Below are 19,696 nucleotides of genomic sequence, written 5' to 3'. Positions count from 1 at the left end.
ACACCACGCCCGCCAGTCACTCCGATCCAGCCAGGATTGATTGCTCAAGCCGCTGGCTGCTGCTCGCGTTTCAGCCGCGCTTCAGCAACGTCCACACCGCCGGCACCAAGCTTGCCGCGAGCGCCACCTTGATCAGGTCGCCGACGATGAAGGGCACGACGCCGAACTGCCACGACTTTCCCGGGCCGATCAGCAGTGCCAGCCAGGCAAAGCCCATGGCCATCATGACGACTTCGGCAACCAGCATGGCGTTGAAAAGCTTGATCGGATGGCGGTCCCAGCCGCGGTCGGCAGCCCAGCCGACAATTGCCGCCATGACCACGAAGCCGGCGAGATAGCCGCCGGTCGAGCCGAGCATGTAGGCAAGGCCGAGACCTTTTTCCGGAGTGCTCTGGAAGACGGGGAAGCCCATGGCGCCCTCCGCCATGTAGAGCAGCAGGGTGGCGACGCCGAGACGCATGCCAAAGGCGGCGGCGATCAGCAGCACGGCCAGCGTCTGCATCGAAATGTCGACCGGCCCGAGCATCACCTTGGTCTTGGCCGACAGGGTCAGCAGCAGCGTTCCGGCGATGGCCAGGAAAAGCTGGGTTGCCAGCCGCGCCGCGCCATTTTGCGGCAGAGCCAGAGAAACAAGCGGACGCGTCGTTGTTGCAATTGCCATGGTATTTCCCCAATCCGGTTGCCGCTATCCGATGTTCGCGGCCTCACGTTCTCCTATATTGGCTTGCGTGTTATGCGGCAATCGGTTTTGCCGTTCCTGAAACAAGGCACCGATGCATCCGCCATGGCACTCAAGTTCGATACCAGCTTCGATCCCCTTTATGGCAAAGGGGTAAGCGTCGCGCCCGACATCCAGCGCATCACGGCCCGCAATCCGAGCCCCTTCACCTTTCACGGCACCAACAGCTACATCGTTGGCAGCAATACGCTGGCGGTGATCGATCCGGGGCCGGATGACGAGGCGCATCTACAGACCCTGCTTGACGTGATCGCGGGCCGGCCGGTCAGCCATATTTTCGTCAGCCACACGCACCGCGACCACTCCCCGCTGGCGGCCCGGCTGAAAGAGCGCACCGGTGCGCCAGTGCTGGCAGAGGGGCCACACAGGCCGGCAAGACCCCTGCATATCGGCGAGACCAATGCGCTCGACGCCAGTGCCGACATGGCCTTCGTCCCCGATATAGCCCTTTCCGACGACGAGGTGGTCGACGGCGACGGCTGGTCGATCAGGACGGTTCTGACCCCCGGCCACACCGCCAATCACGCGGTGTTCGCTCTGGAGGGAACCGGCATCCTGTTTTCTGCCGATCATGTCATGGCCTGGGCAACCTCCATCGTCGCTCCGCCGGATGGGGCGATGGCCGACTATATGGCCTCGCTGGACCGGCTGATCGAACGCAGGGACCGCTTGTTGCTGCCGGGACATGGCGGGCCGGTGACGGCGCCGCGCGCCTTCATGCGCGGATTGAAGACGCACCGCAAAATGCGCGAGCGCGCCATACTGGAGCGTGTCAGAGCGGGCGACCGGACGATCGTGGACATGGTCAAGGCGATCTACAGGGATACCGACCCGCGGCTGCATGGCGCCGCCGGATTGTCGGTGCTTGCCCATCTCGAGGACCTAGTGGCGCGCGGTCTTGTCGGCACCGACGGCGACCCGGCCATAGCCGGTATTTTTGTGCCGGCCGCTTAAAACCTGGGCACGAGTTCATCCGTGCTCTCGTACGTTAGAAACGGCTGGAGCGCTCTGCCGGTTGGGGCGACTTCAAGCCCTGGCAAGAGCATTCAGGGTTAGCCGGAAGTCGTGCCGCGGTCTCCAGAGCAACCCGCGAGGCTGTCATGGAGAGGCTCGGCAACACGTCTGCCTGCAGCAATTCCTGGCGGTTGCGGTCCATATAGTCATTGAAACCCGCGGTCACGAACGCAAAGGGCACGAAACACGCGCCGATCTCGCGCGACAAGGTAGCCTCAGGGGCGATCGAATGGTTGAGCACATCCGCTCCCATGTTTCGATACGCCAGAGCTTCAGCGGGGGTGGTCAATCGCGGCCCATAGCAATGAGCGGCCACCAACTGCTGTTCGATGCCATGGACCCGGCATTCGGTAGGCCAATGGCGCCGGGCGGTCTCGGCCAGCAATGCCGCACATCTTGGACATACGATCTGCTTGCCCGAGCAGTCGAAGCTCTGGCGGCCAGGCAGCAGTGAAAACGGGGTCTGCGACAGTTCGATGATATCGGCGCTCACCACCATGTCTCCGGGCTGGATCGCCTTGTTGACGGCGCCAACGGTCGAACAAGCGAGCACTTGCCGTACACCCGCGCTCATCAACACCCAGAACGCGCGGCGATGGCAGGAATGGTCGATATGGTCTCGGGGATTGCCGTGCGAATACATGCACAATGCACGTTTGGTTTTACCTTCGGCTGTAATCGACGCATCGAACTCGAGAAGCTTCCAGTTGTCGGAGCGACCGAAAGGCGTTTCAAAACTCATGTCGCGCCGCAAGGTGCGCACCCCCTCGAATTCGACATCTTCCGGGAAGGCAAGTCCCCAGTTGGCCGACCCGGTGATGATGGCCAACCCTACCTGAGGGATGTCCGTCGAATGATCCGTCAGATCGTCGGCTGCATGGTAATTGGTGGGCATGTTTCCAGTCTCGGTCAGGATTTTTGGCGAAGGGTCACAATCAGGACCACCGCCACGACGATGACGGTCCACAATGTCGAGATCGCCGCAATGGTCGGATCGATCTGATCGCGCAGCGACAGGAACATAAGCTTCGGCATCGTGCTGTTGCGACCACTTGCGATGAAGATCGAAATCACAGACTCGTCGAGCGAAGTCAGGAACGCCATCAATGTCGCTGACAGCAGACTAATCCGAAGTTGCGGAACGATTATGCCGCCAATGGACCTGGCCCAGTTTGCACCGAGGCTGCGTGCCGCCTGAACCTGGTTCCAGTCAAAGCGGGCGAGAGCGGGTAGCAACACAATGCAGGCGACTGGAACGGCCAGCACCACATGTCCGACCAGCACACCGAACAGCGTTCCGATCAGATGTTGTGCGGCCAACACAAAGAAGAGACCGATCGCAAGCAGGATACCTGGGGTGATCGAGGGGGTCAGCAGGACGCTCTGGATGGCCGCAGCGGTCTTTCCGCCCAGCCGATTCATTGAAATGCAGGCGAGCAGCGCGAAAGGCACCGCGATCAACGCCGTCAACGTCCCAAGGATCAAACTCGTTCTCAGCGCGGCCATCCACGTTGCCGAGCCGAAGAAGTTCTCGTACCAGCGCAACGAGTAGGCGTGCGGCGGAAACTCGAGGAGATTCGACGCCGAGAAGGAAAGCGGCACCACTACGAGCGTCGGTAGCATCAGAAATGCCATGACAAGAGCGGCAAAGCTCCAGAGCAAAATGCGGGCGAGCCTGTTTTGCGGATAAGCTTCAAGCATGGGAGGCTTCCACGGTGTTCCGGGCCACCAGACGGCGTGCCGCCAGCAACATCACGCCGATCAGCGCCATAAGAACGAGGAGCAGAATGCCCAGGACGCTTGCCGACCCCCAGTCCTGAAAGGTCGATAGTGTACGCTCGATCCGGGTAGAGAGCGGATTTACCTTGCCGCCGCCAAGCACCGCCGGCGTGATGAAAAAACCTATGGCGTAGATGAGGACGATGATCGAACCCGAGAAGATGCCGCCCGCCGAAAGCGGCATAATGACTGTGCGGATGACCTGCCTGAGAGTGGCCCCCATGCTCGCAGCCGCGCGAATGAGATTTGGGTCGATATCGCGCATCGCAGCATAAACAGGCAGCAGAAAAAGTGGCAGCATATAGTGCACCATGCCGATGAGCGTTCCCGTGAAATTGTAGACCAGCGGCAATGGCTCCGCAGTTAGGCCTGAACCGGTCAAAGCCGCGTTGATCAGGCCGTCGCGCCGCAGGAGCACGAGCCAACCATAGGTACGCACCAGAATAGAGGTCCACAGCGGCAGCATGACGAACGCCATGAGCACGTTGGCCAGCCTTGGTCTGACGCTGGCCAGAGCCAGCGCCAGAGGAGTGCCGAGAACAATGCAGGCCGCCAGCGTACCCAAGGATAGTTCGAGGGTCGTGACGAGCGCCGACCACGTCAGTCCGCTCGAAAGGACCTTCTCGTAGTTGCCGACGGTGTACTCACCCCCGGTGGTCAGGAAGGATTGCCGGATGATCCAAAGGATGGGCAGTATCGCCGCCAGTCCAACGATGAACAGCGCCGGGAGCGAAAGTGAAAGAAAAAACCGCCGCTCGCGCCGCGCGTCCGCCGCGAGCGCCGGGTCCCGGACGACGGTCACGCCATCGCTCCCGGTATCGCGTGAACCTTCGCTGCCGGTGCATAGGCGGTCACCCGCTGGCCGGTAGCAAGCTTGGCGCAGCCGCCGGCCAGCGCTGCCGGAATGCAGACAAGAACCTCTTGCCCGCCGTCAAGCGCCAGCGTCAAAAGCCAGTTCTCGCCGCGGAACGCTTTGGCGCGCAGTGTTCCTTCGAGCGCCATCCCGTCTCCCCCGACGAGCTTCGCATCAAGATGGAAGCTTTCGGCGCGAATCATCAGGGTTTCGCGTGATGCTTCGGCGCCGTCTATTCTGCGCGCCGAGCCCGGGGCCACAATGTTGGCCTCGCCCATGAACTCCGCGACGAAGCGGGTCGATGGACGATCATAAATCCGCTGCGGCGTATCTATCTGCTGGATGCGGCCGGAATTCATCACCGCAATCCGGTCAGACATAATCAGCGCTTCGCGCTGGTCGTGGGTTACATAGATCGTGGTGATCCGTAGATGATCATGCAGACGCCGGATCTCGTACTGCATGGTCTCGCGCAGGTTCTTGTCGAGCGCCGACAGCGGCTCGTCCATCAGCATCACGCGCGGCTCGAAGACGATCGCCCGCGCCAACGCTACACGCTGGCGCTGGCCGCCGGACAATGCGGCAATGTTGCGCTCCGCCAGACCATCCAGTTTCACCCGGGCCAAAGTGTCGAGCGCCCGCTGGCGGGCCTCGGCTTTCGGCACCTTGCGCAGCACCAACGGATACTCGACATTTGCCAGGACGTTCATGTGGGGGAACAAGGCGTAGTTCTGGAATACTATGCCGATGTCCCGCTTGTTGGGGGCCAGGCGAGTGATGTCCCGATCGTCCAACAAGAGTTTACCGGAATCGGGCCGGACAAAACCGGCCAAAGCCATCAGCAGCGTGGTCTTGCCCGATCCCGACGGCCCCAGCAGCGTGAGGAATTCGCCAGCCCGTATGTCGAGCGAGACATCGTCCAGCGCGACGTAAGACCCATAGGTCTTGCGCACGCTGTCGATGGTGATCGGGAGCGACTTCATCATGTGCTCAAGCCTTAGAGCTGAGACTCAGCGGGCCATCATCTCATCAAAGGCTTTTTGGGCAGCCTCGCCATTCTTGACCCACCATTCTGAATTCGAAAACACCGAAGTGCCGGCATTTTCAGGCGCGGTCGCCAGGGTCTTGAGACGGTCTTCGGGGATAAGGCCACCCTCATAGCCAGCAGGATTGACCGGGCCATAGGCTATGAAATCGGTCAGCTTCGCCACGCGCGCCGGCTGTGTCATCGCCGCGATGAGCTTCATAGCTGCTTCCTTGTTCGGCGCCCCCTTCGGCACCGCAAGACAGTCGGTGCCAATGACCGAACCCTTGAACGTGTAGTCGGCCGCGCCTCCATCCGCTTTCACGGTTTGGGCTCGCCCGTTCCAGGTAACGACCAAATCCGCCTCACCATCTTTCAGCAACTGCGCCGACTGCGCTCCCGAGGTCCACCACACGGCGACATTTGGTTTGATTGCTTCAAGCCGCTTGATGGCGCGATCCAGCCCCTCCGGCGTGCTGAGAACGGGATAGACGTCCGCCGGTGCTACGCCATCGGAGAGCAGTGCGATCTCAATCGAGTCTTGCGCATTGGCACGCAGCGCACGACGGCCGGGAAATTTGGCAACGTCCCAGAACTCCGCCCATGTCTTCGGCGGGTTCTCGCCATAGGTCTTGGTGTTCCACGATAAGACGGTGCCATAGGAGTCGAACGGATAGCAGTAGTCGGACTTTGCGCCGTCCGGCACGGCCTTTGGGTCGATGATCTTGTAGTCGAGCGGCTCCAGCAGCGATTGTGCGGCGGCCTGCGCGCCTTCCGGTGAGCCCAGGTGAATGACGTCGGTTGTGACCGCACCTGAGGTGACCTGCATCTTCAGGGCGGCCAGGCCGTCGCTTAGGGTCTCCTCGCGGACATCATAGCCAAGCTCTTTTGCAGCAGGGGCCCACATGGCCTCCTTCATGGCGGTGCCATAGTCGCCACCCGCGGTCGTGATGGTGACTGATTGGGCATAGACCGGCACGGCGGTCGAGATAGCCAATGCCGTCAAGGAAATGCGTAGCCAGGACATAGGTTCTCCTCCTTGGGATTTGTCAAGATGCGCTTAAAATAGCCATTTCTTTGTAATCGTAACGTTACGATTGCATCGAAGCGTGCCAGTGTCAAGCTGCTTTAGCGAGAGCTTGGATTGACCGTGAGGTGGAATCCGGTAACGTGTGACGGTCAGCAAGATCAGCCGGCGCTTTCACAAATGAGGTCGGGCGAGGTGGCCAATCTAAAACACATCGCGGCGGAACTTTCCCTTTCGGTGACCACGGTGTCGCGCGCTCTAAAGGATGGGCCGGAAGTTCATCCCGCCACCATCGCTCGCGTCAAGGAGGCGGCGAAGCGGGTCAGCTATGTGCCAAATCATCATGGCCGCGCGCTCAAAACTGGCCGTACGCTGACGATGACGGCCGTATACCCGATGGAGACACAAGACCATCTGTCCGATCTGTTGAAGCTTCCCTTGATCGAAGGCATGACGCTGGCGGCGCGGCAAGCAGGTTATAGTCTGTCCATCTATTCCACCACGCCCGATGACGATCCGGTCGAGAGTGTGCAGCGACAGCTTCAGGCGGGCAGCACAGACGGACTGATTATCACGCGCATGGTCTCGGGTGATCCGCGCGTTAAGCTATTGCTGGATAGAGGCATGCCATTCGTCGCGTTTGGAAGAACTGACCTGGATACAGCATATCCTTATGTCGACATCGACAATGAACAGATTGCCTACGAGGCGACCCGGAGGCTCATGGACAAGGGCTGCCGACGCATTGCGCTGCAACTTCTCGTTCCGGGGGATCAGGCGAGTGCCATGCGTCTTTCCGGGTATGGAAGGGCAATGGCCGAGGCTGGTATTCCGATCGACCAGTCGCTGATCGGTCATGGAATGTTCACCATGGAATCGAGCGCAGCCTGGTTCGATCGCATGCTGGCCTGGTCAGATCCGCCGACGGGCTTGGCATGCGCCAACGAACTGGGCCTTCTGGGGGCACTACACGCTCTTGGCAGAAGAGGTCTCGCGCCAGGGAGTGACATCCACATTGTCACTCGGGACAGCACGCGGCTATCGCGCTTCCTGCCTGCGAAGATCGGCGTTCATTTCGTGGACATAGCGGGTGTCGGACGCAAACTTGTCGAAGTCCTGGAGAGCCGGATCGTCAATCCCCTCGGGCCGGTGGAGACAGTCTTGTTCAAAGGTGAGTTCGACCCTGGCGAATAGTCGGCCGCAGACTCACAACAAGTTCTGAACATCACTCGGCCGGCGCCGCGCCAACCTGACCGGCGACTTCCTGGTCGAGTTCGGCGAGGAAATCGACGATACGCGCGGCGTTGTCGCCGAGGTCGAAGCGGCCGTATCGCGAAGCTGACCGCATATCGACGATGACGGTATCGCCATCGTCGGTCACGCGGATCGCCACATCGGCGGGAAGACCGATCACGAACCCCTTGGCGACTGCGGTAATGGTCACGTCACTTTGCCCGGCGAGGTCAGGATAGGGTTCGGAGAGATCCCAATCGCGCCGGTCGAGCACGGTTTCGACGGCATTGACGACAGTCTCGAACGGCAGGTCGTAGCTGCGTGCGCTGACCAGCGGATAGCTATCGGTCTGCAGCCGCTGTTCGCCAGGCGTCGACGGGGAGAGCACGTTCATCTCCTTCGTTCGGTCACTCACGTCGAGCGCCGGCGGCTCGTCGAAATCGGTCGAGATATCCCTGAGCGGCGGATAGATTGTCGCCCAGTAGGCGGCAACGCCAAAAGGTGCGAGCACCAGCAACGCCAGGAGGGCGCCGACTGTCAGGTCGCGACCGCCGCGGTCGCCGAAGTTCCACAGCCGCGAAAAGGCAAATCCGGCAAACAACAGCGCCAGAGCCGCCAGCAGAGCGACAATGCCCAGCACCCACAGGAAAGCCGGCGTTTCGACGAGGTCGAAGCGATGGCCTACGAAGACCGTAAGCAACAACACCAATGAAAAAGCGGCCGTGCGCCGCGACCAGCCGGCCGCCCTCGACGTTTGCCGTTCAGGAATACTTGCCATCGATTGCCGCACCACCCCAACCCGAACGGAGACTTAGAACCTTTTTGCAATGGCATGAAGCCGAAACACGCAACATCCCATCAATCCGTCGGCAAGCGATAATCCTTGAACTGCTGGCGCAAGGTGATCTTCTGGATCTTGCCGGTGGCGGTGTGTGGGATTTCGCTGACGAAGGCGACATCGTCCGGCATCCACCATTTGGCCACCTTGCCGTCCATGAAGCCGAGAATGTCCGCTTTGGTCGGTTCCTTGCCCGGCTTGCGGACGACGACCAGCAATGGCCGCTCGCCCCATTTCGAATGAGGGACGCCGATGGCTGCGGCCTCGGCGACATCGGGGTGGCCGACAGCCAGATTCTCGAGGTCGATGGTCGAAATCCATTCGCCGCCGGACTTGATGACGTCCTTGGCGCGATCGGTGATCTGCATGTAGCCGCCGGCGTCGATGTGAGCGACGTCGCCCGTGTCGAACCAGCCATCCTCGTCGAACTGTTCCGGGCCAGCACCGCCATAATAGGCGCGGGCAACGGCCGGTCCACGCACTTTCAGGCGGCCAAATGTCTTGCCATCCCAGGGCTGCTCTTTGTTGTCGTCGTCGGTCACCTTCATTTCGACGCCGAAGGGCGGATAGCCCTGTTTCTGCTGGACATCGAGTCGGGCTTCCCCTTGAAGCCCGACATAGTCCGGCTTCAAGGTGCACAGCGTGCCGAGCGGCGACATTTCGGTCATGCCCCAGGCATGGATGACCTGAACATCATAGTTCTGCTGAAACTTCGTCATGATCGCGCGCGGGCAGGACGAGCCGCCGATGACGACCTTGTTGAGATAGGGAAGCTTCTTGCCGCTCTCCTCCAGATGCTGCAGCAGCATCATCCAGACGGTCGGCACGGCGGCGCTGAAGGTCACCTTCTCGGTGTCGAGCAGTTCATAGATCGAGGCGCCGTCCATCTTGCAGCCAGGCATGACCAGCTTGGCGCCGATCATCGGTCCGCTCTGGCCAAGACCCCATGCATTGGCGTGGAACATCGGCACGACCGGCAAGATCGTATCGCGCGACGACAGACCCATGGCGTCGGGCATGGCGGCGATCATGGCGTGCAGCACGTTCGAACGGTGGCTGTAGACGACGCCTTTGGGATCACCCGTCGTGCCCGACGTGTAGCACATGCCGGCGGCGGTGCCTTCGTCGAAGGTCTTCCAGGCGAAGTCGCCATCCGCCTCGTCAAGCCAGTCCTCGTAGGCGACCACATTCGGCAAGGTCGTCTGCGGCATGTGCGCCTTGTCGGTCAGCACAATCACCTGTTTCAGCGATTTGACGGCACCGGCGATCTTCTCCAGCAGTGGCATGAAGGTCAGGTCGACGAAGACAGCCTTGTCCTCGGCGTGGTTCATGATCCAGACGATCTGCTCGGGAAACAGCCGCGGATTGAGCGTGTGGTAGATGGCGCCGATGCCCATGATGCCATACCAGGCCTCGATGTGGCGCGCGGTGTTCCAGGCCAGCGTGGCGATGCGGTCGCCCAAGCGGTAGCCGTCACGCTCCAGCCGCTGGGCGACCTTCAGGGCGCGACGATGGATGTCGGCATAGGTGGTGCGCACGATCGGCCCCTCGATCGAGCGCGACACGATCTCGCGCACGCCATGCTGCCGCTCGGCATTGTCGATGAGCTTGTGGCAAAGCAGCGGCCATTCCTGCATCAGTCCCAGCATTTGGTTCCTCCCTCACGCTTTTGCGTTGTGCTTTTTGTGCCATTGTGGAGCGAACCGCCGGATTGTCCAGCCGCCAGCGCAGCCGAGCGCTGCATTGGTGGAAAACCGCCACAATCCGGCCATCGTCGGCGTTAAGCTTCGTTAACGGGCAAGGGGCGATTGGCGACTGAAAGAGGTTCGCATGGACGCGCAGCTCGACGACAAGGCCCTTGAGAGTACGCTTGCCGAAGGTCTGGCCGATCTGGTGCCGGATGCAAAGACTGTTTCCGAAGACGAATTTGTTGAAGTTGTCGGCGGCGCGCTCGAAGCGGTCGGCGGCACGCTGCTGTTCAAGATGTGCGTCCAGAACCAGGGTGAAGGCCAGCATGTCGCGGCCGCATCCGTCGGCGACGGCGGCAATCGCCAGTTCCTGCTGCTCACCCTGCCGACCGGCGGCGGCCCCTTGAAGGTAGAGACAGCGTCGAGAAGCAGCAACCCGGTGGCCGGCATCGCAGCCGCCTATGCCGGTCTCATGGACGTGTTCAAGGCTGCCGCCTGACCGCGCTGGCGGCAGGTGTTTCAATTAGCTTCGGAGGCGCGATCTGTCAGTGTCGGCCTCGGTAAGGCCTTGCGTGCTGGATGGCGACAGCAGACCTTGCACAATGCCCTTGCGCGACACACTTAAAGTCGACGCAAGGAGACCCCGCATGGATCAGATCGCCAACCCCTCCCCCGGTTTTCAACGCAATCCCGACAAGGTCATCACCATCGAGCCCTACGCCGGCACCGTCACCGTGCGCGCCGGAGACGTGGTCATCGCTTCATCCGCGAAGGCCAAGGTGCTGACCGAGGCCCCCTATCCCGCGGCCTTCTACATTCCGTTCGCCGACATCGATTTCGGCAAGCTCAGCAGCACCGAACACTCGACCCATTGCCCCTACAAGGGCGATGCAAGCTATTGGAGCGTGCTGCCTGCCGGCGAAACCGGCCAGAACGCAATGTGGGCCTACGAGCATCCTTTCGACGAAATGGCTGAGATCCGCAACCACGGCGCGTTCTACGCCAGCAAGGTCAGCATCGAAGCCAAACCGGACTGAGCGATTTTCCAACCCAGGCGAACTCGGCGTCAGTGCATTGAGATTCAGGTCAGGCCGAGTCGAGAATGGTGGGTTCCGAGAACCGGAACGGAGCGGACTTTTGGTCCGTGAGTACCGGAAGCGCAGGAAACCAACATTCGCAGGCCGGCATCACCTGAATATCAATGCACCGGTCAGTCGGTGGTGCCGTGATCGCCAAGACCATCGGCATCGGCATCGTCGAGCCGCACAAAGGTCAGGCCCTTGGCCTTGAGCGCCAGGAGCCCCTGCACCACGCCTTCGCCGGCGGCATGGGTCGGCTGGTTGATGTGCGAGATAATCACATCACCGTCCTTGGCCGCCGCAATGCGCCGCGCCGTCTCCTTGGCGCCAAGCAATGAGCCGCCGTCGCCGTTTATCGAGAATCCCGCGATCTTGAAGCCAAGCTTGCGGATCATGGCGATTGCCGACGGGCTGTATTCGGCGGTCGCGCCACGAAACCATTTCGGCGCCGGCTCGCCGGTCCCGGCAAGAGCAGCGGCACCCGACTCGACCTCGGCCAGCACCGCGTCCGGGCTGCCGGCGCTGCGGATGCCGTAGATCTTCTGCGGCGTGTCGACCGCCGGGATATGATGGCCACCGTGATTTTCCAGCTCGAACAGATCGGGATGCGCCCGCATGATCTCGACGGCGGCGGCGTTTCGCTTCAGCCAGATGCCGGTCACGAAAATGGTGGCGGGGATCTTGTTGTCCACCAGCGCCGAAAGGATCCGGTTGTCGGTCTGTCCACCGCAGGCATCGAGCGTGAGCGCAACGCGGCCGGCTCCGCTCGCCTCCGGCCTGATGTGCAGCGTGGGCTCGACGAGCGGCGCGGCATGACCGGCGGATACCATGGCCAACGACATGGCGATCATGCAGAGATTTTTTTGCAGCAAACCGAATTCCTGACCGGTCGTTTCAAGCAGGCATCCCTAGACCCGCATGAAGGCGGAAATCGGGATGGTGGATAGCAGAAAAGCGCGCGGCGCGACAATTTGACCGTTCGTGTGGTGAACAGGCCATTCCGCGATAGCGGTTGTCCGCGCGACCATAATGTCAGATGGCGCGTCCCAGTTTCATTTCGGTGCGCGAAAGAACCTCGCGCACCGCGTCGACAACCGGCTTGACCTCTAGGCCCCAGACGCAGCAGGCCCTGCTGGGATCCGGCGCGCGGCAGAGGCCCTTGGCCAGGCAGTTGCAAGGCATCGGCGGCTGGAGCGAGATGCTGGGCACGCCGACAGGACCCCAGCGCGACGGATGCGTCAAACCGAACAGCCCGACAACCGGGGTTCCGGTAGCGGCGGCCATGTGCATCGGGCCGCTCTCGTTGCCGAGAAACAGCCGGGCTTGCTTCAGCACCGCCAGCAGACTTTCGAGCGACAGGTCACCGACGAGATTGACGACCGACGGCGCGGTCCTGGCGACGATACGTTCGGCAATCTTCCGCTCGTCCGGGCCGCCTACCAGGACGACGTCCAGACCGGTTTCGCCCACAATCTCGCCGATCGCCGCGGCAAATCGCTCCGGCTGCCAACGTCGCCCCTCGAAGCTTGCACCCGCATGCACGGCGATGAAGGCGTTTGGCCGCAGGTAGTGCTTGCCCAGCAGCGTCAATGCCTTCGCCGTCTCCAGCGGCAGCGGCTGAAGGCTCGGAATCACCTTGCGGAGTTCGATGCCGAGCGCTTCGAGCGGCGAGAGGTAGCGGTACAGAAAATGCTGACCGTCAAAGCCGTAGGGCTTGGCAAAAACGTTGGCGGGCTGGCGCTCCAGCATACGCAAGGGTCTTTCGGAAGGATTGTAGCCGACGCGGGTCCTTGCGTTGACGAACCCGTTGATGAGCCGCGACGTCTTCGAATCGGCCAGATCGATCGTCAGGTCGAAGCGGAAGCGGCGCAGCGCCCGCACCGTAGCGTAAAGCTCTTTGCCACGCTCCAGCGGGGTGCCGCGCATGCGGGCGCGGCTGAACGTGACCACTTCGGATGCGATGCCATGGGCGATCACGAAGCTCTCGAAGCGAGCCTCGCACAGAAACACAAGCCTAGTATCGGGGAATTCAAGCCGCAGGTTTTCGGAGAGCACCGAGGCGAGGACGAGATCTCCGATGAACTTCGTTTGAATGACCAGGATAGAGCGAAACGGCGCGGGTGAGGTCTGCAACATCTGCTTCCGGAAACAATTGGCAGGATGTCCGCAAATTGGGCGCGAACAGTGTCGAAATTATGCAATGCCGCCAGCACGTTCGCGTGAATTGGCTTACAAAACCGTAAGCTCGATCTGAACGGATCCTAGCCGCGGCCTGCCTTTGCGACCAGCACCGCCGCCTGTGCGGCAGCCAGCCTGGCGATCGGTACGCGATAGGGCGAGCAGGACACGTAGTCGAGCCCGACCTCTTCGCAAAAGCGGATCGAGGCCGGGTCGCCGCCATGTTCGCCGCAGATGCCGAGCTTGATGTCGGGCCGTGTTGCCTTGCCTTTTTCGGCAGCCATGCGCACCAGTTCGCCGACGCCGTCGATATCGAGCGAGACGAACGGATCCTGGTCGATAATGCCTTTCTGGCGGTATGTCTCAAGGAACGACGCCGCATCGTCGCGCGAAATGCCGAACGTCGTCTGGGTCAGGTCGTTGGTGCCGAAGGAGAAGAACTCGGCCGACTGCGCGATGACATGGGCGCGGATCGCCGCGCGCGGCAGTTCGATCATGGTGCCGGTGAGATAGTCGATGTTGACGCCGGTTTCCTCCATGACGCTCTTGGCGACGGCATCTATGCGCGCCTTGACGTAGTCGAGTTCCTTTACCAGGCCGACCAGCGGCACCATGATTTCGGGGACCACAAGCGCGCCGGCCTTCTTGCCGGCCTCGACGGCCGCCTCGAAAATGGCACGCGCCTGCATCTCGGCGATTTCGGGATAGGAGACGGCCAAGCGGCAGCCGCGATGGCCGAGCATCGGGTTGAACTCGTGCAGCGCCTCGGTCCGCTGCCTGAGTTTGTCCGGCGACACCTTCATGGCGGCGGCAACCTCGGCCACCTCCTCCTCGGTCTTGGGCAGGAATTCGTGCAGCGGCGGATCGAGCAGGCGGATCGTCACCGGCAGGCCGGCCATGATCTCGAACAGTTCGAGAAAATCCGAACGCTGCATCGGCAAAAGCTTGGCGAGCGCCGTGCGCCGGTCTTTTTCGGTGTCGGCCAGGATCATCTCGCGCATGGCGACGATGCGGTCGCCATCGAAGAACATGTGCTCGGTGCGGCAAAGGCCGATGCCTTCGGCGCCGAAGGAGCGCGCCATGCGGGCGTCGAGCGGCGTTTCGGCATTGGTGCGCACCTTCATGCGGCGTACCGCGTCCGCCCACTCCATGATGGCGGCGAAATCGCCGGAAAGTTCGGGCTGGAGCATCGCCACGGCGCCTTTCAGCACCTGGCCATTGCCGCCGTCGATGGTGACGATATCGCCCTTGCGGAAGGTCGAGCCCATCGCCATCAGCGTGCCGGCCTTGTAGTCGACGCGCAGCGAGCCGGCGCCCGACACGCAAGGCTTGCCCATGCCGCGCGCCACCACCGCGGCGTGGCTGGTCATGCCGCCGCGCGTGGTCAGAATGCCTTCCGCCGCATGCATGCCGTGAATGTCCTCGGGGCTGGTTTCGATGCGCACCAGGATCGCCTTGCGGCCTTGCGTCTTCAACTCCTCGGCGTCGCCAGAGGAAAAGACGATCTCGCCGGTGGCGGCACCGGGCGACGCCGGCAATCCGATGCCGATGACGTCGCGCGCGGCTTTCGGATCGATGGTCGGATGCAGCAGCTGGTCGAGCGAGGCCGGGTCGATGCGGGCGACGGCTTCCTCTTTCGTGATCAGCCTGTCGCGCGCCATCTCGACGGCGATTTTCAGCGCCGCTTTGGCGGTGCGCTTGCCGGAGCGGGTCTGCAGCATCCACAACTTGCCGCGCTCGATGGTGAATTCGAGATCCTGCATGTCGCGGTAGTGCTTTTCCAGGCTGTCGGAGATGGTGACGAAGGACTGGAATGCGTCCGGCATCAGCTTCTGCAGCGATGGCTTGTCCGAGCCCGCCGCAATGCGTGCCGCCTCGGTGATGTTCTGCGGCGTGCGGATGCCGGCGACGACGTCCTCGCCCTGCGCGTTCACCAGGAACTCGCCATAGAGCATCTTCTCGCCGGTCGACGGGTTGCGGGTGAAGGCGACGCCGGTGGCTGACGTCTCGCCCATATTGCCGAACACCATGGCCTGGACGTTGACCGCCGTGCCCCAGCTTTCGGGAATGTCGTGCAGGCGCCGGTAGGTGATGGCGCGATTGTTCATCCAGCTCGAAAACACGGCGCCGATCGCGCCCCATAGCTGCTCGTGCGGATCCTGTGGAAACGGCTTGCCGAGTTCTTCCTCGACCTTGGCCTTGTAGAGCGCGATGACACCTTGCCATTCGAGCGCCGTCAGTTCGGTGTCGAGTTCATGGCCGAGCCCGCCCTTCTGGTCCTCCAGGATTTCCTCGAACACCTCATGGTCGAGGCCCATGACGACATCGGAATACATCTGGATGAAGCGGCGGTAGCTGTCATAGGCAAAGCGCGCATCGCCGGAATCGGCGGCCAGCGCCTCGACCGTCTCGTCGTTCAGCCCGAGATTGAGCACGGTGTCCATCATGCCAGGCATCGAGGCGCGGGCCCCCGAACGTACCGACACCAAAAGCAGTTTCGACGGGTCGCCGAACCGGCGGCCGGTCAAATGTCCGATGTGATCGAGCGCAACCGCAACATCGGCTTCCAACTCCGCCGGATAGGTCCTGCCATTGGCATAATAGGCGTTGCAGACCTCTGTGGTGATGGTGAAGCCCGGCGGCACCGGCAGGCCCAGGCTGCACATCTCGGCCAGGTTGGCGCCCTTGCCGCCCAGCAGATTCCTGTCGCCGGCACGGCCTTCCGCCGCGCCATCGCCAAAGGTGAAAACCCATTTGGTCATGCTTTGCTCTCCGGTTGCAGGAGATTGGAAAGATTGGCGAAATGGAAAGCTCCGCCTGTGTCCGACTTTGGAGCGATATGATGCTGCAGTGCGAAAGGCAAGGCGTAGGCGCAGCCGCGCGGCCGCTACAATCGATTAAGCAAAAGCCCGGTCCGAGGATGCGTCAAAAAGACTTGCCATTCCTAGGCTTTTACGGTAGAACATAAAGGGAACAAACGGGGTGATTCATGAAACTGTCCGGAAAACTCGACTATCTGGAAATGCCGGCGACCGGTGGAACGCTGGACCGGCTCAAGGCCTTCTACAGCAATGCCTTTGCCTGGTCGTTCACCGACTATGGACCGACCTATTCGGCTTTTTCCGAAGGCCTGGACGGTGGCTTCCAGGCCGACGCCGGGGAAGCGCCAGCCAAGCCGCTACCCGTGCTTTACAGCAAGGATCTGGAAGATACGCTCGGTGCCGTCGAGAGCGCCGGCGGCATGATCGTCAAGCCGATCTTTTCATTCCCCGGCGGCCGGCGCTTCCACTTTGTCGATCCGGCCGGCAACGAGATGGCTGTGTGGTCCGAGTAGCCGCCCATGTCGTCCGGCGGCGCTGCTTTGCCTGACCAAATTTGATCGTTCTGACTGCCGCTCATAAGGATTGTGCTTTTCGGCTGCTCTGCTAATAACGCGCCGCACAAGCGACTCTGACGGCAATTGGGGCGTCGCCAAGTGGTAAGGCATCGGTTTTTGGTACCGACATTCCCAGGTTCGAATCCTGGCGCCCCAGCCATCATCCTTTAGGGTCCGTTCCGGACACATAGGTTACGGTTTATACCGGAGACATGGTGTAGTGCACCCCTTGGGTGAGACACTAATTAATTAGGGACAGTTCTCCAGAATTAGGGACAGTTCTCCAGGGTTTGGATTGCGGCCAGGGGATCCTAGTGCAAATCGCGGCGAACCGAGATCGTCACTTTGCAGTCTGAACAGTATTGAACATCTCCCTCTTTCCATACATAGGTCGACCAGAGGGGTGGCGGCTCAACATGGAACTTCAATGAACCTTCCTATCTTCGCCATCAACCTCGATCGCGAGACCGGTCGCTGGAGCGAATTGGTCGCCAGCGCCGAAGCGGCCGGCCTGACCTTGCAGCGCATTGCCGCCATCGACGGCCGCGCTCTCGCTAAGGAGGAATGGACGGAGATCGATCTTCCAACCGCGCGCAAGCTGAGCGGGCGCGACATTCTGCCCGGCGAATATGCCTGTTACCGCAGCCATATCCAAGCGCTGGAAACCTTCCTGGCCAGTGGCGGCGCCCATGGCCTGATTGTCGAGGACGACGTTCTCTTCAGCGAAAACACCATACCGCGCATCGAAGCCATCATCGCCGCGGTCCCGGATTTCGACGTCATCAAGCTGACCAACCATCGCATGAGTTTCTTCATCCGCGCCGTCGAGACGACGGCAGGCGACGAGGTCGGTCGAGCGCTGCATGGCCCGCAAGGCTCGGCGGCCGCCTATCTGGTGACGCGGGAGGGCGCGCAGGGACTGTTGTCGGCGCTCGCCGTGATGAAAATGCCATGGGATGTCGCACTCGAACGATTTTGGGATACCGGCCTGAAAGTCTATTCGGTCCGCCAAAACGTGCTTGGCTTCGCCGCCAGCAGCAAGATTTCCGGCATAGCCGGTCCATCGGGAAGCTACAAATTCGCAAGGCTGGGCGGGCCGAGCCGGCTACGTGCAGGAGTCTTGCGGGCCAGCGACGAGCTGCGCCGCCTGCATCACGTCCTGCTGCGGCCCCCTTTGCCGCGAGAAACCCTGGACTATGCCAAGGACAACGCGCCGCGCCACACCTTGCTTCTGTTGCTTGCGGCACTCGCCATTCTCGGCTTGGTCTCCGCGGTGTGGCGCGAGGCCGACACCTACCGCTATGCGGGCCTGGCGCTGGCCCTGGTCGCGGTCATCCGCTGGTTCAGGGTGGATTTGTGGACCTACAGCAAACCGCTGATCGGTTGGGTCGGCTTTTTGTGTCTGGGTTGGTCGCTCTACGTCTTCATCCGGCTGGCGATCGTCTATTTCGGCACCCACCAGTTGGGTGGCGCCGAAGGCATTTACATGTTTCCGCTGTTCTATGCGACGACCGGCTTCGCGTTCCTGCTGTTTGTCAGGCAGCCCGCACGGCTCGTCCTCTGGTTCATGATCCTCAGTCTTGTCTTCCTGGCGGCGGATACCTTCTATTCGGACATGCTTCAAGGCATCCAACCGACCCCGCGGCTTTTCAACAATCCCATCCACGCGTCGGTGGCGGCCGGTTTCATCTTCCTTTGCACGCTGCAGTTCATGGCATACACGGCCCATAGAACGGACCTCAGGAAAGCAACCAAGAACCTGCATTGGGCGCTGTCGACAGCCGTTCTGTTGTTTGCCCTCGTCAACATCATCGAGATGCGGTCAAAGGGGGTCTGGCTTGCGCTTGCGCTCGCCCTGCTCTTGTTGGCGGTCATGACCCTGGCGAGAGGCCATCGCCGCGAACTGCTGGTTTCGGGTGGCGTGCTGGCGATCGTGGCGGCCGGCATTGTCGCAACACACAATATCTTCTCGTCCACCGCCGGCGACACCATGATCTTCGCCAAGGCCTTGGTTCCGGATGTCTTGAGGCATGGCGTCCTTCCGGCCTTCGACCGCGCCATCGCGAGCGAAACGGTTCCGCTTGCAGCCAAGGAACGGCTGATGCTGTGGGCGGACGCGATCGAGATCTGGAAACGCCACCCGATCTTCGGAGCCAGCTCCAGCTGGCTGACCGAATGGCAGAACAGAACCTATCATCCCATGATCTTCAACGTCTTCCACAACGGTTATCTGGAGATTGCCGTGCGTTATGGTGTGGTCGGACTGGCGTTCTTTGCCTTTCTTTACGCCTGGTCGGCCAGGCAGGTTCTGCTAGCCATGCGGGCCAAGCTTATCGCTCCGGCCGCATGGTCCTGCTACATCTCAACACTGGTCTTCTTCGCCCTAACCATCCTTACCAATTCAAACAACCGGCTGGCTATGGGTGAGGCCTTCATGTGGTTCGCCGCAGCGTTCGGCTTCTATTGTTTTTATGTTCGCCAGCAGAAGAACCTTGTCGCGCCGCGAACCTATTTTTAGGGCCGGCTCTCGCACCGCGCACCCGGCCAACCGGTCTGACTCAATGATGGTTCCGTCTTTTTTCTAAGATCCGGTGCAATCGTAGCGGGCACCACCGCCCTGCCCCACGCACGAGCGTCCCTACAGGAGCCCGGCCCATCCACCGCCGCGTCGCGGTGCCGGCGTGAGGTTGAGGAGGCCGTTCACGCCGGCTGCCGTTTTTTGAAGGGCGTGTGTTGGTCAGCCGTTTGGATAGTAGCCGCCATCCGCGCCATCACCCATATAGGATAGTGTGCTGAAGGTTCTGCAAAAAGTTTTGGAGAGAGAACGGCGCTTGCTCTGAGGGGCGAGCGGCCATGGCACGGTGGTGA

Annotated in this window: 17 protein-coding genes and 1 tRNA gene; 7 read left to right on the top strand and 11 right to left on the bottom strand. The window is 61.5% G+C overall.

The window, feature by feature from the left end; translation table 11 throughout:
* Positions 1 to 70 precede the first annotated feature (70 nt).
* The gene (locus NKJ06_RS16330; RefSeq protein ID WP_352810206.1) at positions 71 to 661 is read right to left on the bottom strand and encodes a biotin transporter BioY; all 591 of its coding nucleotides are present in this window, start codon (positions 659 to 661) and stop codon (positions 71 to 73) included.
* Positions 662 to 784: 123 nt separating this feature from the next.
* Here NKJ06_RS16330 and NKJ06_RS16325 point away from each other — a divergent pair, with 123 nt between their 5' ends.
* Positions 785 to 1,693, top strand: a complete 909-nt coding sequence (locus NKJ06_RS16325) for an MBL fold metallo-hydrolase (RefSeq protein ID WP_352810205.1) — start codon at positions 785 to 787, stop codon at positions 1,691 to 1,693.
* A 34-nt stretch (positions 1,694 to 1,727) separates the two neighbouring features.
* Here NKJ06_RS16325 and NKJ06_RS16320 read toward each other — a convergent pair whose 3' ends face one another.
* From NKJ06_RS16320 to NKJ06_RS16300, 5 genes are read right to left on the bottom strand one after another with little or no spacing between them, the layout of a single operon-like run.
* A complete protein-coding gene (locus NKJ06_RS16320) occupies positions 1,728 to 2,648 on the bottom strand; it encodes a phosphorylase family protein (protein ID WP_352810204.1) in 921 nt (306 codons plus the stop codon).
* 14 nt (positions 2,649 to 2,662) lie between these two features.
* Positions 2,663 to 3,454 carry an ABC transporter permease gene (locus NKJ06_RS16315; protein ID WP_352624600.1) on the bottom strand — a complete coding sequence of 264 codons (792 nt, stop codon included), beginning with the start codon at positions 3,452 to 3,454 and terminating at the stop codon, positions 2,663 to 2,665.
* Positions 3,447 to 4,334 (bottom strand): ABC transporter permease, encoded by an 888-nt coding sequence (locus NKJ06_RS16310; RefSeq protein ID WP_352626643.1) that lies wholly within the window; start codon positions 4,332 to 4,334, stop codon positions 3,447 to 3,449. The genes NKJ06_RS16315 and NKJ06_RS16310 overlap by 8 nt, the downstream gene beginning before the upstream one ends.
* A complete protein-coding gene (locus tag NKJ06_RS16305; protein ID WP_352810237.1) occupies positions 4,331 to 5,368 on the bottom strand; it encodes an ABC transporter ATP-binding protein in 1,038 nt (345 codons plus the stop codon). Before NKJ06_RS16305 ends, NKJ06_RS16310 begins: the two co-directional genes overlap by 4 nt.
* A 27-nt stretch (positions 5,369 to 5,395) precedes the next feature.
* Positions 5,396 to 6,436, bottom strand: a complete 1,041-nt coding sequence (locus NKJ06_RS16300) for an ABC transporter substrate-binding protein (RefSeq protein WP_352810203.1) — start codon at positions 6,434 to 6,436, stop codon at positions 5,396 to 5,398.
* Positions 6,437 to 6,631: 195 nt separating this feature from the next.
* Here NKJ06_RS16300 and NKJ06_RS16295 point away from each other — a divergent pair, with 195 nt between their 5' ends.
* Positions 6,632 to 7,630 (top strand): LacI family DNA-binding transcriptional regulator, encoded by a 999-nt coding sequence (locus tag NKJ06_RS16295; protein WP_352810202.1) that lies wholly within the window; start codon positions 6,632 to 6,634, stop codon positions 7,628 to 7,630.
* A 31-nt stretch (positions 7,631 to 7,661) separates the two neighbouring features.
* Here the strand turns inward: NKJ06_RS16295 and NKJ06_RS16290 are convergent, their stop codons facing one another.
* Together NKJ06_RS16290 and NKJ06_RS16285 are read right to left on the bottom strand one after the other, a co-directional pair.
* Complete coding sequence (locus NKJ06_RS16290; protein WP_352810201.1) at positions 7,662 to 8,447, bottom strand: DUF1499 domain-containing protein; 786 nt, start codon at positions 8,445 to 8,447, stop codon at positions 7,662 to 7,664.
* An 80-nt stretch (positions 8,448 to 8,527) separates the two neighbouring features.
* On the bottom strand, positions 8,528 to 10,156 hold the full coding sequence (locus NKJ06_RS16285) for a fatty-acid--CoA ligase (protein WP_352626637.1): 1,629 nt from the start codon (positions 10,154 to 10,156) through the stop codon (positions 8,528 to 8,530).
* 181 nt (positions 10,157 to 10,337) lie between these two features.
* Here NKJ06_RS16285 and NKJ06_RS16280 point away from each other — a divergent pair, with 181 nt between their 5' ends.
* Both NKJ06_RS16280 and NKJ06_RS16275 read left to right on the top strand, forming a co-directional pair.
* Positions 10,338 to 10,694 carry a hypothetical protein gene (locus tag NKJ06_RS16280; protein ID WP_352626635.1) on the top strand — a complete coding sequence of 119 codons (357 nt, stop codon included), beginning with the start codon at positions 10,338 to 10,340 and terminating at the stop codon, positions 10,692 to 10,694.
* Positions 10,695 to 10,842: 148 nt separating this feature from the next.
* Positions 10,843 to 11,232: a DUF427 domain-containing protein gene (locus NKJ06_RS16275; RefSeq protein ID WP_352626633.1), complete on the top strand. Its 390-nt coding sequence runs from the start codon at positions 10,843 to 10,845 to the stop codon at positions 11,230 to 11,232.
* A gap of 173 nt (positions 11,233 to 11,405) precedes the next feature.
* Here the strand turns inward: NKJ06_RS16275 and NKJ06_RS16270 are convergent, their stop codons facing one another.
* From NKJ06_RS16270 to ppdK, 3 genes are all read right to left on the bottom strand, one after another.
* On the bottom strand, positions 11,406 to 12,125 hold the full coding sequence (locus NKJ06_RS16270; RefSeq protein WP_352627297.1) for a polysaccharide deacetylase family protein: 720 nt from the start codon (positions 12,123 to 12,125) through the stop codon (positions 11,406 to 11,408).
* Between the two features lie 181 nt (positions 12,126 to 12,306).
* Positions 12,307 to 13,410 carry a glycosyltransferase family 9 protein gene (locus NKJ06_RS16265; RefSeq protein ID WP_352626631.1) on the bottom strand — a complete coding sequence of 368 codons (1,104 nt, stop codon included), beginning with the start codon at positions 13,408 to 13,410 and terminating at the stop codon, positions 12,307 to 12,309.
* Between the two features lie 125 nt (positions 13,411 to 13,535).
* Complete coding sequence (gene ppdK / locus NKJ06_RS16260) at positions 13,536 to 16,214, bottom strand: pyruvate, phosphate dikinase (RefSeq protein ID WP_352810200.1); 2,679 nt, start codon at positions 16,212 to 16,214, stop codon at positions 13,536 to 13,538.
* 227 nt (positions 16,215 to 16,441) lie between these two features.
* Here ppdK and NKJ06_RS16255 point away from each other — a divergent pair, with 227 nt between their 5' ends.
* The 3 genes from NKJ06_RS16255 (at position 16,442) to NKJ06_RS16245 (ending at position 19,346) form a co-directional block, all read left to right on the top strand.
* Positions 16,442 to 16,786 (top strand): VOC family protein, encoded by a 345-nt coding sequence (locus tag NKJ06_RS16255; protein ID WP_352626627.1) that lies wholly within the window; start codon positions 16,442 to 16,444, stop codon positions 16,784 to 16,786.
* A gap of 127 nt (positions 16,787 to 16,913) precedes the next feature.
* A tRNA-Gln gene (locus NKJ06_RS16250) sits at positions 16,914 to 16,988 on the top strand.
* A gap of 267 nt (positions 16,989 to 17,255) precedes the next feature.
* A complete protein-coding gene (locus NKJ06_RS16245) occupies positions 17,256 to 19,346 on the top strand; it encodes an O-antigen ligase family protein (protein WP_352626625.1) in 2,091 nt (696 codons plus the stop codon).
* Positions 19,347 to 19,696: the final 350 nt, after the last annotated feature.

The organism is Mesorhizobium sp. M0293, from assembly GCF_040321735.1.
GTDB lineage: Bacteria > Pseudomonadota > Alphaproteobacteria > Rhizobiales > Rhizobiaceae > Mesorhizobium.
The sequence above is the reverse complement of the archived record's forward strand: the minus strand, read 5'-3'. Positions and strand labels throughout refer to the sequence as shown.

Bases quoted from the DNA above. Each gene is read 5' to 3' on its own strand.
- NKJ06_RS16330 (WP_352810206.1), bottom strand. From the start codon at position 661: ATGGCAATTGCAACAACGACGCGTCCGCTTGTTTCTCTGGCTCTGCCG.
- NKJ06_RS16325 (WP_352810205.1), top strand. From the start codon at position 785: ATGGCACTCAAGTTCGATACCAGCTTCGATCCCCTTTATGGCAAAGGG.
- NKJ06_RS16320 (WP_352810204.1), bottom strand. From the start codon at position 2,648: ATGCCCACCAATTACCATGCAGCCGACGATCTGACGGATCATTCGACG.
- NKJ06_RS16315 (WP_352624600.1), bottom strand. From the start codon at position 3,454: ATGCTTGAAGCTTATCCGCAAAACAGGCTCGCCCGCATTTTGCTCTGG.
- NKJ06_RS16305 (WP_352810237.1), bottom strand. From the start codon at position 5,368: ATGAAGTCGCTCCCGATCACCATCGACAGCGTGCGCAAGACCTATGGG.
- NKJ06_RS16300 (WP_352810203.1), bottom strand. From the start codon at position 6,436: ATGTCCTGGCTACGCATTTCCTTGACGGCATTGGCTATCTCGACCGCC.
- NKJ06_RS16290 (WP_352810201.1), bottom strand. From the start codon at position 8,447: ATGGCAAGTATTCCTGAACGGCAAACGTCGAGGGCGGCCGGCTGGTCG.
- NKJ06_RS16285 (WP_352626637.1), bottom strand. From the start codon at position 10,156: ATGCTGGGACTGATGCAGGAATGGCCGCTGCTTTGCCACAAGCTCATC.
- NKJ06_RS16280 (WP_352626635.1), top strand. From the start codon at position 10,338: ATGGACGCGCAGCTCGACGACAAGGCCCTTGAGAGTACGCTTGCCGAA.
- NKJ06_RS16275 (WP_352626633.1), top strand. From the start codon at position 10,843: ATGGATCAGATCGCCAACCCCTCCCCCGGTTTTCAACGCAATCCCGAC.
- NKJ06_RS16270 (WP_352627297.1), bottom strand. From the start codon at position 12,125: ATGATCGCCATGTCGTTGGCCATGGTATCCGCCGGTCATGCCGCGCCG.
- NKJ06_RS16265 (WP_352626631.1), bottom strand. From the start codon at position 13,410: ATGTTGCAGACCTCACCCGCGCCGTTTCGCTCTATCCTGGTCATTCAA.
- ppdK (WP_352810200.1), bottom strand. From the start codon at position 16,214: ATGACCAAATGGGTTTTCACCTTTGGCGATGGCGCGGCGGAAGGCCGT.
- NKJ06_RS16255 (WP_352626627.1), top strand. From the start codon at position 16,442: ATGAAACTGTCCGGAAAACTCGACTATCTGGAAATGCCGGCGACCGGT.
- NKJ06_RS16245 (WP_352626625.1), top strand. From the start codon at position 17,256: ATGAACCTTCCTATCTTCGCCATCAACCTCGATCGCGAGACCGGTCGC.